Origin of the sequence: Paraburkholderia kirstenboschensis (assembly GCF_904848585.1) — a bacterium.
Taxonomy (GTDB): Bacteria; Pseudomonadota; Gammaproteobacteria; order Burkholderiales; family Burkholderiaceae; genus Paraburkholderia; species Paraburkholderia kirstenboschensis.
In genome coordinates, this window is sequence record NZ_CAJHCR010000018.1 from 85,769 (window position 1) to 101,186 (window position 15,418).

The following is a 15,418-nucleotide window of genomic DNA, read 5'->3' on the forward strand; positions in this document are numbered from 1 at the left end:
GTGATAATCCAGGAGAACAGTCAAGCGGACACGGGATCGCTCAGACTGCAAGTTGATAGACCTGGCGGCTGACTTCGAGCGTCACGTCGCCGTGCTCGCCCAACGCCGTCATCCCGTGCTCTTCGAGCTTGTTGATCAGCGCGCCGATGGAGCTGCCGCCAATCTGATAGTCGCGCAACCGGGTCCCGAGCGACATGCGCTCGAAGAACACGCGGGTTGCCGTGATCGCCGCGCTGATGCGCTCGTCCTCGCCGCCCTCGGTAATGTTCCAGACGCGCTCCGCGTATTGCAGCAGCTTGGCGTGCTTCTGTTGCCGTCGCACGCTCAGCATGGCCGGCAGCACGATCGCGAGCGTCTGCGCATGATCGAGCCCGTGCAGCGCGGTGATTTCGTGGCCGAGCATGTGAGTCGCCCAGTCCTGCGGCACGCCTGCGCCGATCAGGCCGTTGAGCGCGAGGGTCGCGGTCCACATGAGGTTGGCGCGCACCTCATAGTTGTGCGGCTCGGCAAGCGCCTGCGGGCCCACTTCGGTCAGCGTGATCAACAGGCCTTCGGCAAAGCGGTCCTGCACTTTCGCATCGACCGGATAGGTCAGGTACTGCTCGACGACATGAACGAATGCGTCGACGACGCCGTTGGCGATCTGCCGCGGCGGCAGCGAGTAGGTCGTGACCGGATCGAGCACGGAAAATCGCGGATAGGTTGCATTGCTGCGAAACGGCAGCTTGTCGCCTTTCGCGCGATGGCTGATCACGCCGCCGTTGTTCATTTCGGAACCCGTGGCCGGCAACGTCAACACACTGCCGAACGGCATCGCGTCGCGCACTTCGACCTGTTTCGCGAGGATGTCCCACGGCTCGCCGTCGAACTTTAACGCGGCCGCGATGAACTTGGTGCCGTCGATCACCGAGCCGCCGCCGACCGCAAGCAGAAAGTCGACGTCGCGCTCACGTGCGAACTCGACCGCCTGCATCAAGGTTTCGTAGGTGGGATTGGGCTCGATGCCGCTGAACACGAAATAGGGGCGCTCGCCGAGCGCTGCCTGCACTTGCGCGAGCACGCCATTGGTCTTGATGCTGCCGCCGCCGCACGTGATCATCACGCGCGCGTTGGCCGGAATCTCGGTGTCGAGTGCGGCGATCTGGCCTTCGCCGAACAGAATGCGAGTTGGATTGTGGAAGATGAAGTTTTGCATCGGGACCTTGCTTTCCTGGATTGATATGACCGGTCGTCTCAACTGCGAACAAAACGCGCTCCGCAGAGCGATTGCGCGCCGCCCGGCGTGCCGACCTCGCTACTGTTATTGCTGGGACTTGAAAAACAGATCGAACATCGAATGCACACAGGCCTTCAATGGTTCGACTGAGTCCTCCAGCTTCATCCGCAACAGGCTGCCTTCCCACATGTTCCAGAAAAGGTCTGCCATTGCATCAGCCGGAAGATCGCGGCGCACCGAACCGACCTCCTGTCCTCGGCGCAGGTACTCCGCACAACGCATGCGCCATTCGTCGACCGTCTGGCGAGCCGCACGACGGCACAGATCGCTCGACTGCGCGATTTCGCCGGCAAAATTGCCTAACAGGCATCCGCAACGATCGTCGCAAGCCTCATAGTCGGCCACCATGCGCTCGTAGATGCCGCGTAGCGCGAGCAGCGGATCAGGCGCATCCGCTTCGATCGAATACTGCTGCCACTCTGCCGCCTGCTCGTCCGCGTAGTGACGCAGGATCGCCGCGCCAAACGCTTCCTTGCTGTCGAAGTAGTTGTAGAACGATCCCTTCGGCACGCCCGCGCGCGCAACGATGTCCTTCACGCCAGTGCCGTGATAACCGGTTGCGGCAAACAGCGCGACGCCGGCCTCCAGCAGCTTCTGGTGGAAGTCCGCGGTTCTGCGCACAAGTGCTCCCATCGCCGCGCCTCAGGCTCGCCGCGTGGCAAGCTCAGCGCCCTGACGCAAGGCTTCGAGGAGACTGCGCTCATCGGCAATGCCCTTGCCGGCGATGTCGAACGCCGTGCCGTGATCGACCGAGGTGCGGATCACGTCCAGACCGACCGTCACATTGACGCCTGCCTCCAGCCCAAGAACTTTGACCGGACCGTGACCCTGATCGTGATACATCGCGACCACCAGGTCGAAATCGCCGCGTCCGGCGCGGAAGAAAAGCGTATCGGCAGGCAACGGACCTTCAATGTCCCAGCCTCGCTCGCGAAGACGCTGCACCGCGGGAACGATCTTTTCTTCTTCCTCGCCGTAACCGAACAGGCCGTTTTCGCCCGCATGCGGATTGATGCCGCACACGGCGATGCGCGGATTGGCGATGCCGGCCTTCACGAGCGTCGCATGACCGCGTTCGATCGTGCGCTGCACGAGGCCCGGCTCGATCTTGCGAATCGCATCGATGATGCCGATGTGCGTGGTCACGTGAATCACGCGCAATTTAGGCGCGACGAGCATCATCGAGACTTCGTCGATGCCGGTGAGATGCGCGAGCATCTCGGTGTGCCCGGGATACTTGTGACCGCCCGCGTGCAGCGCCTCCTTGTTCAAGGGCGCTGTGCAGATCGCGTCGATCTCGCCGGCTTTTGCCAGCTCGACCGCGCGCGCAATGTAGCGGTAGGCGGCGTCGCCCGCGAGTGCCGACAGCTTGCCAAACGGCAGGTCGGCGGGAATCAGCGCGAGGTCGATACACTCGATGGTCCCCGGCTCATAGCGGGCCTCCGACGCCTTCTCGATACGACGCACGGTGGCGCTGCCGCCAAGAATCTCATTCGCGCGCTCGACGCGTGCCGCATCGCCGATGACAAGCGGGCGGCACTGCTGATAGACCGACTCGTGCGTCAGGCTCTTGACCACGATCTCGGGACCCACGCCGGCTGCGTCGCCCATCGTGATCCCGATGACAGGAAGGTAGTTGCTCATAATGTTTTGGCTGAATTCCGTGGGCTCGTGCTGCAAGCCGTTGAGGGTGCGGAGGTGGCGGCCGGGCTGCTGAGTTCCGGCCCGCCGCGCGCGGAGTCCGTCGCGCTCCTCAGATGAAGGTAAGCGCCGTACAGCGCGTGCGCGCTGCCGAATGCGCCGGCCTTGGTGACAATCGTGAGGTGCTCGCGGCCATGCGGACGCGCTACCGCGACGCCCGGCTCGATCTCCGACAGCAATTGCAAACTGGCGATGCCTGCCGCGCTCAGCATCGCGCGCGCAGTTTCGCCGCCGGTGGCGATCAGTCCGCTGAGATGCGCAAACGATGGCGCAACGAGCGCAGCCAACACCTTCGACAGATGCGCACCTTCGGCCGGATTGAACGCTTCGTCGCGCCCGATTCGCAGCAGCAGATCGGTGCGTTCGCCAAGGTGCGCGGCCACGCGGGCCTGCCAGGCCGGCCATTCCGGATGCCGCTCGCCGTCTCGCAGCAAGGCGGGCGGCACCACGAACTCGGCGATGCCCGCACGCTCGCGCAGCATTGCACATTGCTGCTCCGAGACCGCCGAGAGGCTACCGACCAGAATCAGCACCGCGCCGTCCTGCCGGTGCATCTGTGACGGCGCCGCGTTTTGGTCCGGCGCGGGCGCGGACTGGCCGCTCACCAAAGCCAGCTCGCGAGCCAGTCCGCCAGAGCCGACCCAGAAGAACGGGCCGTCCAGCGACGCTGTGGCCTCGGCGAGCGCCCTGAGGTCCGCATCGGTTTGCGCATCGACGACCAGCGCCTGCATGCCGCCGCGCATCATTGCGCCGATGGTCTCGCGCAATGCCTGCCGATCGCCGCGCAGCGCCGCGACCGTCAGCGGCGCCGTGGTGAGGCCCGCGGACTCCAGCATCGTCGCGAGATCGGCAGAACCTTCAGCGTGTTCGAGCTGCCAGGTTTCGGTCTCTTCGAGTGGAACGCCGCGCACGAAGACCCCGCCGTCACACACGGTACGCCCGGTCGCCGGGTAAGCCGGTGCGACAATGGCAAGCCCCGCGAGCGGCTGCAAGCCGGCGACTTCGGTGGCCCAGTTCCCGCGCAAGGTGGAATCGATTTTTTTGTACAACCGGCAGGCCGGCGCGCCGTACATCTGCAACGCCGCGCCCGTGCAACGTGCCGCGTCAGCGGGTGACATACGGCGCGTGTCGGTATCCACCGCGATCACTTCGGCGTGCGGCATCGCCTGCGCCGTCGTGAGGCTCACCGCCGTGCGCAGACCGGCAGCGGCGAAGGCAATCGCGCAATCGGCGGCGCCGGACAGGTCGTCGGCGACGATCAGAAGTCTAGTCATGCTCAACGTGTCGCTCCGACGGTCGAGTCGCTCGCTTCCGTACGCGCGGCGGCGCGCTTTGCGACCGCCGCAGTAAGTATGGGCGAAACGATGGCCGTCACGACCACGCACGCGGCAACCAGCAGCGTCGCGCTTTTGGCGGCTTCAGCGTAGACCGGATTGGCCGCGGCGATCAGCGCCGGCACCGCCGCGCCGTTGCCCGCTGTGTTGGCGGCGGCCACCCCAGCGACACCCGTGCCGCCCGTCAGCCGATCGGTGAGGTAAAGGGGAATGCCCGTGACGATCACCACGGCAATGCCGAGGCCGATGCCCAGCAGGCCCGCTTGCCACACCTTGTGCAGGTCGAGGCTCGCACCGAGCGCCAACGCGAAGAACGGAATCATGACCGGCACGGCGCGGCCAAGAAAGGCGCGCATTTCCCGGTCGAGATTGCCAAGCAGCATGCCGGCCGCCAACGGCAGGACGCTGCCGACCAGCGTCTGCCAGGGAAACGCGGAAAGCCCGGCCACGCCGAGCGTGACCATGGTGAGGAACGGGCCGGATTCGAGCGACATGATCGTGTACGCGCCGACGTCTTCAGACTTGCCATATTGCCCCATCAACGCCATGTAGAGGCCGCCGTTGGTGTCGTTCATCGCGGCGACCACCGCGAGCGTCGACATGCCGGCGAACAGACCGGAGGAAACGGGCATCTCGCCAAGAAAATGGCCCAGCACGAAGCCGACGACAATTGCCGACCCCACCTTCGCGGCAAACAGCGCGCCGCCCTTCTTCAGCAGATATGGCGTCGCCTTGATATCGATGGACGAGCCCATGCACACGTAGAACACAGCAAGGATAGGCAACGCACCCGTAAACAACGCATTCGTGAAGGAGCCGAAGAATTTCGGCATGCCCGGTAGAAAGGTGGCGATGACTGCGCCGAGCAGGAGCGGGACGATCATCATCCCGCCGGGTACGCGTTCGATTGCGCGCTTGATGGGTAGTTGGGCCATGGTTGCCTCTCGGTTGATTATGATTGATTTGATCACTTCGATGATCGAGTCAATCATTTCGGAGTGTACGCCCGCCCTCCGCTTTGCGCAAATCTTTCCGGAATAACCCTTTTTCCAAGCGGTATTTTGAAAACGGAGCGGGCGATAGCTTTCACCTGAATTGATCGATTCAATCAATTTAGTCAATTTGACGCAGCAGGCCGCCGGCGCGGGCGGGCACATCTGCGCGGCGCGCGCCTGCCTGCCCCGCCCCATTGCCCCGCCGGCCGGTTTGATTACACTTACGCGATTCGACGCCTTTGCACGGTGCACCATCCAAGCAAATCATCACCATGAAAGTTACGAACCGCCGCGAGGCAATGCTGCAGGCCGTCCTCTCCGGCATGACCGATGTCAGCGCGTTGTGCGAGCACTTCGGCATGTCCGAGGCGACCGTCCGCCGCGACCTGCGCGCGCTCGCCGACGAACGGCGCATTGTGCGCACCTACGGAGGCGCGGCCGCTTCGCTCGGTATCCACGAACCCGAGGAATCGCTCGATAGTCGCCGCGAGAGTTTTCGCGAGCAAAAGGAGGCAATCGCACGCGTGGCCGTGAGCCATGTGCAGGATGGCGATACTATCTTTCTCGACGGCGGCACCACCACAGCGGCAATGGCACGTTTGCTCGCCGGCCGTCGCGAGGTTCGCGTTGTGACCAACAATCTGTTGGCCGTGAACACGCTCGCTGCGAGCGAAGTGCCCGTTACCTTGATCGGCGGCGATCTGCGTCCCACCAGCATGAGCACGCTCGGCCCGCTTGCGCAGCTTGCCTTGAGCCGAGTGTCCGTCGACAAGGCATTTCTCGGTGCAGACGGCGTGGTGGCTGACCGAGGCCTCTGCGAGGCGTCGGCGGAGCAGGCCTACCTGAAGGAATGCATCATCAGGCAGGCCGCTCAACTCTTCATACTGGTCACCTCGCACAAGCTCAACCGCGCAAGCCAGCAACACTGGACACCGCTCGAACGCGAGTGGACGCTCGTGACCGATGCCCGTCGCGATGCACCTGAGATGGCGTCATTCCTGTTGCACGGCGAGGTGACTGTCGAGACGGCGCGGTAGCATGGGCCCGTTGACTTCCTGGTATAACGGCTGCATCGAGTCGCTGTTCAACTCGGCCTGCAAGCAATGAAGTCAATTTCGACGAGGGCGTCACGCGCCAATCCGGTCACGCCAATACAGGTCCGTGCCGGCAATCTCCCGGTCGGAAAATAAGCTGCATAGACCGCGTTCATCGTCGCGTAATCCCGTTTGAATTCGGTCAGGAAAATCCGCGCCGAAAGGACATGTTCGAGGCCCAGACCCATCCCCTTCAACACCAGTATCAGATTGTCCATCACTCGCGTCGTCTGGGCGGCCACACCTTCGGGAAGCGGTGCGTCGTCATCTTCCGGCGCCGTCGGCATCTGGCCTGTGAGAAACACCCAGCCGCCGTGCTCGGTCGCATGGGAGAACGGGCCTACCGGTGTCGGCCCGCCCTCGACCATCCAGAATTTTGTAGATACATCCATCTGCGACAACTCCGTGAAAACAAGGAAAGCATCGTGCGCGCACCGCTTCGGCAGACCGATCGCGCACGCACGACAAGATGATCATTCCGCGAACAAGGCCTTGCGGATGATCGCGTGCACACCCCAGTTGCCGTCGACGACCTGTGTCACACCAAAGTCGACTGCAACCGATATCAACGAGATTGCTTCGTCTTCGGTAAGACCCTTGGTGGTCATCAGAAAGCGACGAGTCTTGATGAACGCGTCACGCATCGCGAGATCCAGCGTCGATTTCTCGTAGACCTTGCTCTGCGCGTGCGCGCCGAACTCAGCCAGATAGTTGGCATGACTGAATCCATGCAGCACCCACTCGTCGGCGGTTTCGACGAGCGGGTACGTGAGATCGGCATACGGTTGGCCGGCCAGAGTCGCTCTCTTGTGCAATACCAGTTGGAACTTGCCGGTCAGCGAGCATTCGATCGCTGTCCCACATAGCTCGGAATCGCCCTGCGATGCGTGCGGATCCCCGACCGACAGCAATGCGCCGGGAACCCCCACCGGCAGATAGACGCTCGCACCCTGCGCGACGCGCCAGTTGTCCAGGTTACCGCCGAACGCGGACGGCGGAATCGAGTCGATGAGACCGTCCTGTTGCGGCGCGACCGCGATCAGACCGAAATGCGGACGCACCGGAATCTTGACACCCTTGAGAATTCCATAGTTCTCCTCGACGGTGGAATGATCGACGGGTACGCCTGGATAGTCGATGGTCGGATGCACGACCCCGAACGGATCGCGTTGCGGCGTCCAGCGGTAGTTGTAGACCGCGCGCGCAAAGGGCGTACCCTGGTCCGGCCGGGGCGCCGCGTCGAGTTCGTAAATCGTGACGACTTCGCGCGGTTTAGGCTCGGTCAACAGTTCCCGGTAATGAAAACCCCACCACGCGGCCGCATTGCTGCCGAACGCACGCCCGCTGAATTGCGGATTCGCGCAGCGCCGCGGATGGACCTCGAGGATTCTGACTTCCAGTATGTCGCCTGGCTCGGCGCCAAGTACCGCAATCGGACCGGTGCAGATATGCACCCCAAACCCTTCGCCCGCACCTCGTCCGTAGATCGATGCGTCGATCGGTCCGGCACCGCGCCGGTTCACGTTCTTGCGCTCGGCCGTCCAGTGGAACACGCTTTCAGCGCCCGGATCGCCGGCCACCATGCGCGCCCAGTCGTCCGACGCATGCTGTGTCAGCGTCTCGATCGTCACGCTATCGCCGCTGTCGACTTCGAGCACCGGCTTCAGGTCGTGTGAGAAATAGCCCCAATGCACCGTGTTGGCCGTTGCGCGCAACAGATGGTGGCGCGGCTTGCCAGACCGGCTGCTGATTCCCTGCCCCGAGCCGGTTCGCGTGTCGGCGGGGCGACTGGCCACGATCGCACCGGCAGCAGCGTCGAGCGTTGCTTCCCGCGACGGCGCTTGCCCGCCTGCCTGCGCCGCGGCTTGCGCGGGAACCAGCAGCGCATCCGTGTTCAGCGGCAATCCGCGCGAAATGCGCTGCACCACACGCCGGGCCAAATCGAGGCTCGCTTCATGACGGAAGGCGCGCGGCGAGGTGTGATACTGCTCGCGAAACGCACGGCTGAAATGCGCCGGATCGTTGAAGCCCCAACGAAAGCAGATATCCGAAATCGACATCTTTTCGTGGAGCGGATCGACGAGTTCGGCCCTGCAGCGTTCAAGGCGGCTCAGCCGCAAATACGTGGAGAAGCTCTGGCCAGCAGTTTCGAATAGCTTTTGCAGGTAGCGCTGCGAGACGCGCTCCACTGCGGCGAGACTCGCGAGACTGATGTTGGGGTCGCCAAGCTGCGCATCGATACTGCGGCACACGCGTGAGAAGATGGCCGCCTGTGACGATGTCAGCCCGCTAATCGGCGTTTCGCGCTGTTGCACGGACAGAATCGCCACGAGAAACTCGACCAGTGCGAGTTCCAGCGGACGCAGGTCGTTGGCGGACAACATCTCCACGCCTTCCGCAAGGGACGCAAGAAAACCGGAAAACACGTGCCCGACACCGGCATCTCCGGCGATCCGGCCGGCATTCATCGACGACGCAAACAGCCGCCCCCTGATGGCCGAGCGCGGTACACGGGCGACAAAAGCGCGGAAATCGGTCGCGAAGTGCAGCGAGGCACCTTCGCCCGACGGCAGATAAACGAGGTCGTTCACTGCAAGAGGCTGACGCGTGCCGTTGGCAAGCAGGGTCGCTACACCGTCAAGGTGCAGCACGATCAGCACGCCGTCACCACCGGCGGCATTCGGTTCGAGCGTTTGCGCCACCGACGCCAGCAGGCCCAGATCGAAACCGCCGAGCGACCGCTGCGCGAGGATCGTGCCGCGCAACGCCCGCACAGAAGCAATCGCACCGCTACGCCATCCCATTGTGTCAAGCGCTTTCACCCAGGCGCGAAGCCGTTCGGCTTCCGAATAGGACTCGGTAGTAAAGCGCAACAGATCCAACGTTGACTCCAGAACAGACGCCCGTCGCACGAGCGCATCGCCCGTTACCCGAGGACCGATTCGACGAGCGATACGGGTCGCCCAAAAGAGCAATAACCGCACCAGTATGAGTCGAGTGCATCGCGGTGGCGCAGAGCCCCGAGCGCCGGCGCACGCACGTCCACGAGGGTCGTGCGCGCAGGCACCAGCAACGCCCGTATGCACCGCGCTGACGCATACGGGACGCCCGCGCACACGCGCGGCGAATCGCCTACGGCCCGAGCGGGACCGTTCAGCGGCCGGTGCCGTCGACAAAGACGTTCTTGCGAATTGAGCCATGCACGCCCCAATTGCCGTCGACCACTTGCGTGACGCCGAAATCCGCGGCGACCGACATCAGCGCAATGGCCTCGTCCTCGCTTAGCCTGTGCACGGTCATCAGGAAACGCCGCAGCTTGCGGAACGCGTCGCGCATTGCCTTGTCGAGGCTCGCGTGCTGTCCCACCTCGGTCTGCCCTGCCGGGCCGAGTTCCGCCAGGTAGTTGGCGAAAGTGAATCCGTACACCGACCATTGGTCGTCGGTTTCCAGCATCGGATGCGTGAGGCCTTCGAGAATCGTGCCGCCGAGATCGTTTTTCTTGTGCAGCACGAATTCGAAGTCGCCGGTGAGCGAGGTTTCGATCGCCGTACCGCCGAGTTCACTGTCACCCTGCGCCGCATGCGGATCGCCGACAGAAAAGAATGCGCCTTCGACTGCGACCGGGTAATACATCCGCGCCCCTTTTCCGACGCGCCAATCGTCGATATTGCCGCCGGTGTAGCTGGGCGGAATCGAGCTGACATAGTCGAGCTCCGCAGGCGCGAGCCCCATCGTGCCGAAATGCAGCCTCGCCGGCACCTTCACGTTCGGCAGGATGTTCTCGCGTTTCTTCACCAGCGTATGGTCGACCTTGACGCCCGGGTAATCGATCGTCGCGTGGACCACGCCGTCCGGGTCGGTTTGCGGCGTCCACACGTAGTTATAGACCGCGCGCGCAAATGGCTCGCCCGAGGTATCGAGCTCGAAGATCGTCACGACTTCACGCGGCTTCGGCTCCTCGATGAGATCGCGGTAGTGAAAGCCCCACGATGCGGCGACGTTCGAACCGAAACAACGGCCGCGATAGCACGCATTGCAGCTCGGCCGCGGGCGCACGTCGAGAATCCGCACTTCGAGCACGTCGCCCGGCTCGGCCCCCTCGATCGCGACCGGCCCGGTCATCAGATGCACGCCGACACCTTCGCCCGACCCGAGCGTAAGCGGTCCATCGGTTGGACCCGCGCCCCGGCGCGGCATGGCCTTGTGCTCGCGAGTCCAGTGAAAGATGCTTTCGGCGCCGGGGTCGCCTGCGACCATCCGTTCGTGGTCATCGTTCGCATGGTGAGTCAGCGTCTCGATCGTGATCCGGTCGCCGGAACGCACCGTCAACGCGGGCGCGACCTGTTTGCTGAAGTAACCCCAATGAACCGTTTCAGGCGAAACGGGGAGTGTATGGTGCTTCATGTCTGTTCGAACCTTGTAAGACGCCCGGCGCCAACGGCCGGGCGATGCTGAATGGCGCGCGCCGTCAAGACGCGACTTCGAGCCGGTCGTCCGCGCCCATCACGCTCAGGAATCGAGCTGTCAACGGATGGCGCGGCTGGGTGAGCACTTCATGCGTGGGCCCCTGTTCGACCACCGCGCCGCCGCTCATGAACACGACGCGATCGGCGACCTGATCGGCAAAGCGCAACTGGTGCGTGGAGATGATCATGGTCAGGCCGCCTTCGTCCACGAGCCGCTGAATCACGTCGAGTACCTCGCCGACGAGTTCGGGGTCGAGCGCGGACGTCGGTTCGTCGAGCAGCAGCACGCGAGGATTGGGTGCCAGCGCGCGTGCGATCGCGACGCGCTGCTGCTGGCCGCCCGACAGATGTCGCGGCAGCGCATCCGCGCGATGACTGAGGCCGACGCGTTCGAGCAGTTCACGCGCGCGGCGCTCTGCGTCGGCCGGCGCCATCCCGTGCACCCAGCGCAGCGGTCCGGCGATGTTCTCGCACGCCGTCAGATGACTGAACAGATTGAAATGCTGGAACACCATGCCGACGCCGGCACTCGCTCGCTCGTTGGCGAGGTCGCCCTGCGTCATTGGTTGACCGTCGACCCGGAAACCGATGCGCTTGCCGCCGATACGGATTTCGCCGGCATCCCGCTGCTCCAGGTGATTGATACAGCGCAGCAGCGTGCTCTTGCCCGACCCGCTCGGCCCGAGCAGCGCAATGACCTCGCCGAAGCGGACCGTGAGGTCGAAGCCGTCGAGTACGGTCTGCTTGCCGTAACGCTTGCTCAGCCCTTTCACCTGCACGGCCGCCTTCTGCTTCTGCAGTACCTCGTAGCGGCTTGCGCGCTCCGCACGGGCCTTGCGCGCAATGGGCACGGGCGCGGCTTCGAGCGGCGCATCGACGGATAAGCTTGCGCCGGCGCTGGCGCCGGACGGCTGCGCGGCGGTCGCGGCCCGACGCCACGGTAGCAGTCGCGCAAAGCGTTCAGACGGATTGCGATCGAGATCGAGCGCGGTTTCGGCGAATAGCTGGATCGCGGCAATCAAGCCGGTCAGCACGAGATACATCAACCCCGACGCGAAGAAGATCGAGAAGAAATCGAACGTCGACGATGCGAGTTGCGTGCTGCGCAAGGTCAGTTCGTCGACCGCGATCACGGAGGCCAGCGACGAGTTCTTCAACGCGCTGACCGATTCGTTGCCGAGCGCCGGCACCATGGTGCGGATCGCCTGCGGCGCGATCACACGGCGCAGCAACACGGTTGGCGTCATGCCGAGCGCCTGCCCCGCAAGAACTTGCCCACGGTCGACGCCGAGCACGCCGGAGCGCAGGATTTCCGCGATGAACGGTCCCTCGTTCGCCGCAAGCGCGAGACCCGCCGCGCCCATCGCGCTCAACTTCAAACCGATGTGCGGCAGCGCGTCGTACGCGAACACGAGTTGCAGGATCAGCGGCGTTCCGCGAAAAATCACCGTGTAGCCGCGTGCAATGGCGGCAAGCGGCCCCACCTTGCTCAGCTGCATGCTCGCGAGCACCAGTCCCACGATCAGACCGCCTGCCAGCCCGAGGGCCGTGACTGCGATGGTGAAGCCGATGCCGCTTAACAGATACGGCAGGCCGAGATAGTGCAGGAACAAATTCATCAGTTCGAGGCAATCAGCTTGGGAGTTTCGAGATTTTCAGCACCAAGCGACCACTTCTTCAGCAGCTCGGTCTGGGCGCCGGACTTCTGGATCGCGACGAGCGCCGCCATCACAGCCGCGCGCATTGTCGGATTCGTTTTGGGTACGCCGATACCGATCGAATACGGCAGTGTCACCGCATTGGCCTTTTCGAGCTGGCCCGGATACGCCTTGACTGCCTGGTCCACCGTATTCACGTCGTTGATATAGGTGTCGGCGCGACCTGAGAGAATCGCCTGGATCGCGTTCGCGTTGTTGTCGTACAGCTGCACGGCAGCTTCCGGCTTGTTCGCCGCCTTGCAAGCCGGTGCGAGCTTCTGGATCAGCGGCACTTCGACGTAACCGGTGTTCTCCGCAGCAGTCGTGCCGCACATCGTCTGGTTGATGCCGCTGATTTTCTTCGGATTGCCCTTCGCAACCAGCACGCCGTCGAACACTTTCGAATAGGTGATGAAGTCCGCCGCCTTCGCGCGCTCCTCGGTCGCATAGATATCAGAGATCACAATGTCGGCCTGGCCGCTTTGCAGCGTCGGCAGCAGCGCCGAGAACGCAACAGGCTTGTACGCCATCTTGAAGCCGAGGCAATTGCCGATCGCCTCGCCGAGATCGATGTCGAACCCGATGTATTTCGTCGGATCGTTCGGGTCCAGCGCTTCGTAACCCGGCGTGTGCGGGTTGATCGCGTTGATCAGCGTCTTGCCCTTGAATTGCGGGTATTTCGCCTGCAGCGCGGCACACTCGGCGGGCACCGGCGCGGCGGCCTGAGCGTGACCCGACATCCCCAGCGCCAGCAGACTGACAGCGCCAAGAAGCAGCTCGCGCCAGCGGTGGCCAGAAGCGCCCGCGTGCGGCACACCACGTCCATGACCGACAATATTTGTGTTCATCCCATACTCCCGAACGGCAGATGTCAAAGGCCCACCCCATGTACGCCTGGTTGCATCGCACGAGACCAAGGGTAGGTGGACGAAATTCGGTGGACTTGTTCCAGCGCGCACAAATGCTTGCACGGGCGCGAACCGGGTAATCAGCGCCGCGAGCGGGTCGATGCTGTAGTACGGCCGGTCGAGTTGGCAGCGCGCCCTGCAAGCTGGACGCTTCGACTGCCGGGCGCAATACGCCGACTCAATGCGATGGCGCCGTCCCAGCCTGCAGCGTGGCAGCAGGTATTTGCACTTGGCGCGGGAAGTAGCACGCCGGCGATTTGACGTGCAAGTTCTGATTGCCGCAGGGCAGGCCCGCATAGTCGACGGTCCGGGTTATCGCAGTTTGCGCAAGCGGCGCACCGTGAGCCTGTTCCGACGGATATGCGCAGCCGTTCAGCAAAGCGACAAAGGTCAAGCCAATGAGAGTTCGTGTCATAAGGAATGTGTCGCGTAGTTCAAGTCAATGAGCTTCTTTTAGCGCCGTGCTCGAGACAAGCGCATCCGGCCTGTTCCACCAACCACCGCCAACGGCCTGAAAGAGCGCCGCCGTGTCGGCGAGCCTCGCGGATCTCGCCTGGATCGCGGCGACGTGCGCCATTTCGTAGCTTTGCTGTGCCGTCAGCACGGACAGGTAAGCGATCTCCCCGGCCTGCAGCTTCCGGCGGGCGATATCGAGGCTGCGCGACGCAGCGTCTTCGGCGGCCACGGACGCTTCCAGCGTCTTCGCATCGGCTTGCACGCTCTGCAAGACATCGGCGACGTTCTGGAACGCATTGATGACAGTCAGGCGGTACTGCGCCCCGGCCTGATCGTAGACCGCCTGAGCTGCGCGCTGGCGGTGCAGCAGCGCCCCGCCCTGGAAGATGGGTTGCGCGACCTTGCCTAGCACGTTGAAGAACTGGTTGTACGGCGTGAACGCGTTGGCGAGAGCATTAGGTGAGGTGCCCAGTGCGGCGGTCAGTGAGATCTGCGGCAGCCGGTTGGCGACGGCGACGCCGACTTGTGCGGAGGCCGCGTGCAGCGCGGCGGCAGCGGCGCGAATATCCGGGCGTTGCTCGACCAGCCTGGACGGCAGACTCACCGGAAGATCGTCGGGCAGGTGCAAGTGCGCCAGATCGAAGCGCACCGCCAGCTCTTCATTCGGAAAACCTCCCACCAGAGCAGTCAGTGCATCGCGCTGCAGCGCCAGTTGCTTTTCAAGCGGCGGCAACGCAGCTCGTGCCTGGGCGAGGACGGCCTGCTGTTGCAACACATCGGCCTGTGCGGCCTCGCCGAGCGTGTATTCGCGGTGGACGATGTCCGCGAGTTCGGTGTCGGCCTTGATCATCTCCTCTTGCGCGGCAATCTGACCGCGCAAGGCCGCTTCGTCGATCGCCGCGAGCACCACGTTGCTGCTCAACGTCAGATAGGCCGCTTCGAGTTCGAAGCGTTGGTTCTCGGCTTGCGCGGCCGCCGATTCGACGGTCCGACGATTCAGGCCGAATGCGTCGAGCGAATATGAAACGGTCAGCTCGCCTGTGTAGAGCGAATAGATGCGCTGGTTGTTCGCCGCGACCGGTGCGAGGCTCGCAGTCGGCGTCCCGTTCCTGCTGCCCGACGCATCGAGGCCGATGCTGGGAAAAAATGCCCCCTCCTGCGCCAGCATGTTTTCGCGCGCGCCGGTCAGCGCAGCTTGTGCGGCGTCGATCGTCGGGCTATGCCTGAACGCGCGATCGATCAACCGGTTCAACTGCGGCGACTGGAACAGCGTCCACCATTGCCCGGGTATATCGCCGCCGACGACGAAGTCCTGCGCCGGCCCATCCGCGCCGGTCGCCGCAGCGGTCCTCGAAGGCAACGGCGCTTGCGTATAGCCGGCCCCAGCCGGTGCGGCAGGCTGTGTGAAGTTGGGACCAACCGCGCAACCCGCGAGCAGCAACGGTATCAACAGGCTGGACGAACGTTTGAAGGTGATCATGCGAGTAGCGC

General features: G+C 63.8%; 10 protein-coding genes and 2 pseudogenes. 1 reads left to right on the forward strand and 11 read right to left on the reverse strand.

Features of this window, described 5'->3' with window-relative positions:
- Nucleotides 1–40 precede the first annotated feature (40 nt).
- The 5 genes from yqhD to JMY24_RS31395 all read right to left on the reverse strand — a co-directional run bounded on the left by yqhD (nt 41) and on the right by JMY24_RS31395 (nt 5,246).
- Nucleotides 41–1,195 carry an alcohol dehydrogenase gene (gene yqhD / locus JMY24_RS31375; protein WP_201703494.1) on the reverse strand — a complete coding sequence of 385 codons (1,155 nt, stop codon included), beginning with the start codon at nt 1,193–1,195 and terminating at the stop codon, nt 41–43.
- 105 nt (nt 1,196–1,300) lie between these two features.
- Nucleotides 1,301–1,909 carry a TetR/AcrR family transcriptional regulator gene (locus JMY24_RS31380; protein WP_128598714.1) on the reverse strand — a complete coding sequence of 203 codons (609 nt, stop codon included), beginning with the start codon at nt 1,907–1,909 and terminating at the stop codon, nt 1,301–1,303.
- Nucleotides 1,910–1,918: 9 nt separating this feature from the next.
- Nucleotides 1,919–2,920, reverse strand: coding sequence for a 4-hydroxythreonine-4-phosphate dehydrogenase PdxA (gene pdxA, locus JMY24_RS31385; protein ID WP_128598713.1), 1,002 nt, complete (start codon nt 2,918–2,920; stop codon nt 1,919–1,921).
- Nucleotides 2,917–4,251: a four-carbon acid sugar kinase family protein gene (locus tag JMY24_RS31390; RefSeq protein WP_201703496.1), complete on the reverse strand. Its 1,335-nt coding sequence runs from the start codon at nt 4,249–4,251 to the stop codon at nt 2,917–2,919. Before JMY24_RS31390 ends, pdxA begins: the two co-directional genes overlap by 4 nt.
- Before the next feature lie 2 nt (nt 4,252–4,253).
- A complete protein-coding gene (locus tag JMY24_RS31395; RefSeq protein ID WP_201703498.1) occupies nt 4,254–5,246 on the reverse strand; it encodes a 2-keto-3-deoxygluconate permease in 993 nt (330 codons plus the stop codon).
- Nucleotides 5,247–5,578: 332 nt separating this feature from the next.
- On the opposite strand from JMY24_RS31395, the gene JMY24_RS31400 reads away from it, so the two are divergent.
- The gene (locus JMY24_RS31400; RefSeq protein WP_128598748.1) at nt 5,579–6,343 is read left to right on the forward strand and encodes a DeoR/GlpR family DNA-binding transcription regulator; all 765 of its coding nucleotides are present in this window, start codon (nt 5,579–5,581) and stop codon (nt 6,341–6,343) included.
- Nucleotides 6,344–6,390: 47 nt separating this feature from the next.
- On the opposite strand, the gene JMY24_RS31405 is transcribed toward JMY24_RS31400, so the two are convergent.
- From JMY24_RS31405 to JMY24_RS31430, 6 genes and pseudogenes are all read right to left on the reverse strand, one after another.
- Nucleotides 6,391–6,792 (reverse strand): RidA family protein, encoded by a 402-nt coding sequence (locus JMY24_RS31405; protein ID WP_128598749.1) that lies wholly within the window; start codon nt 6,790–6,792, stop codon nt 6,391–6,393.
- 81 nt (nt 6,793–6,873) lie between these two features.
- A pseudogene (locus tag JMY24_RS31410) lies at nt 6,874–9,156 on the reverse strand (acetamidase/formamidase family protein); the annotation flags it as partial.
- 397 nt (nt 9,157–9,553) lie between these two features.
- Nucleotides 9,554–10,801: pseudogene (locus JMY24_RS31415) on the reverse strand (acetamidase/formamidase family protein); the annotation flags it as partial.
- 67 nt (nt 10,802–10,868) lie between these two features.
- Nucleotides 10,869–12,485: an amino acid ABC transporter permease/ATP-binding protein gene (locus JMY24_RS31420; RefSeq protein WP_201703501.1), complete on the reverse strand. Its 1,617-nt coding sequence runs from the start codon at nt 12,483–12,485 to the stop codon at nt 10,869–10,871.
- Nucleotides 12,485–13,411 (reverse strand): ABC transporter substrate-binding protein, encoded by a 927-nt coding sequence (locus tag JMY24_RS31425; protein ID WP_128598619.1) that lies wholly within the window; start codon nt 13,409–13,411, stop codon nt 12,485–12,487. The genes JMY24_RS31420 and JMY24_RS31425 overlap by 1 nt, the downstream gene beginning before the upstream one ends.
- A 499-nt stretch (nt 13,412–13,910) precedes the next feature.
- On the reverse strand, nt 13,911–15,407 hold the full coding sequence (locus JMY24_RS31430; RefSeq protein ID WP_201703503.1) for an efflux transporter outer membrane subunit: 1,497 nt from the start codon (nt 15,405–15,407) through the stop codon (nt 13,911–13,913).
- Between the last annotated feature and the right edge of the window lie 11 nt (nt 15,408–15,418).

Coding starts and splice junctions, on each gene's coding strand:
- JMY24_RS31405 (WP_128598749.1), bottom strand. CDS start 6,792: ATGGATGTATCTACAAAATTCTGGATGGTCGAGGGCGGGCCGACACCG.
- pdxA (WP_128598713.1), bottom strand. CDS start 2,920: ATGAGCAACTACCTTCCTGTCATCGGGATCACGATGGGCGACGCAGCC.
- yqhD (WP_201703494.1), bottom strand. CDS start 1,195: ATGCAAAACTTCATCTTCCACAATCCAACTCGCATTCTGTTCGGCGAA.
- JMY24_RS31395 (WP_201703498.1), bottom strand. CDS start 5,246: ATGGCCCAACTACCCATCAAGCGCGCAATCGAACGCGTACCCGGCGGG.
- JMY24_RS31420 (WP_201703501.1), bottom strand. CDS start 12,485: ATGAATTTGTTCCTGCACTATCTCGGCCTGCCGTATCTGTTAAGCGGC.
- JMY24_RS31380 (WP_128598714.1), bottom strand. CDS start 1,909: ATGGGAGCACTTGTGCGCAGAACCGCGGACTTCCACCAGAAGCTGCTG.
- JMY24_RS31400 (WP_128598748.1), top strand. CDS start 5,579: ATGAAAGTTACGAACCGCCGCGAGGCAATGCTGCAGGCCGTCCTCTCC.
- JMY24_RS31390 (WP_201703496.1), bottom strand. CDS start 4,251: ATGACTAGACTTCTGATCGTCGCCGACGACCTGTCCGGCGCCGCCGAT.
- JMY24_RS31430 (WP_201703503.1), bottom strand. CDS start 15,407: ATGATCACCTTCAAACGTTCGTCCAGCCTGTTGATACCGTTGCTGCTC.
- JMY24_RS31425 (WP_128598619.1), bottom strand. CDS start 13,411: ATGAACACAAATATTGTCGGTCATGGACGTGGTGTGCCGCACGCGGGC.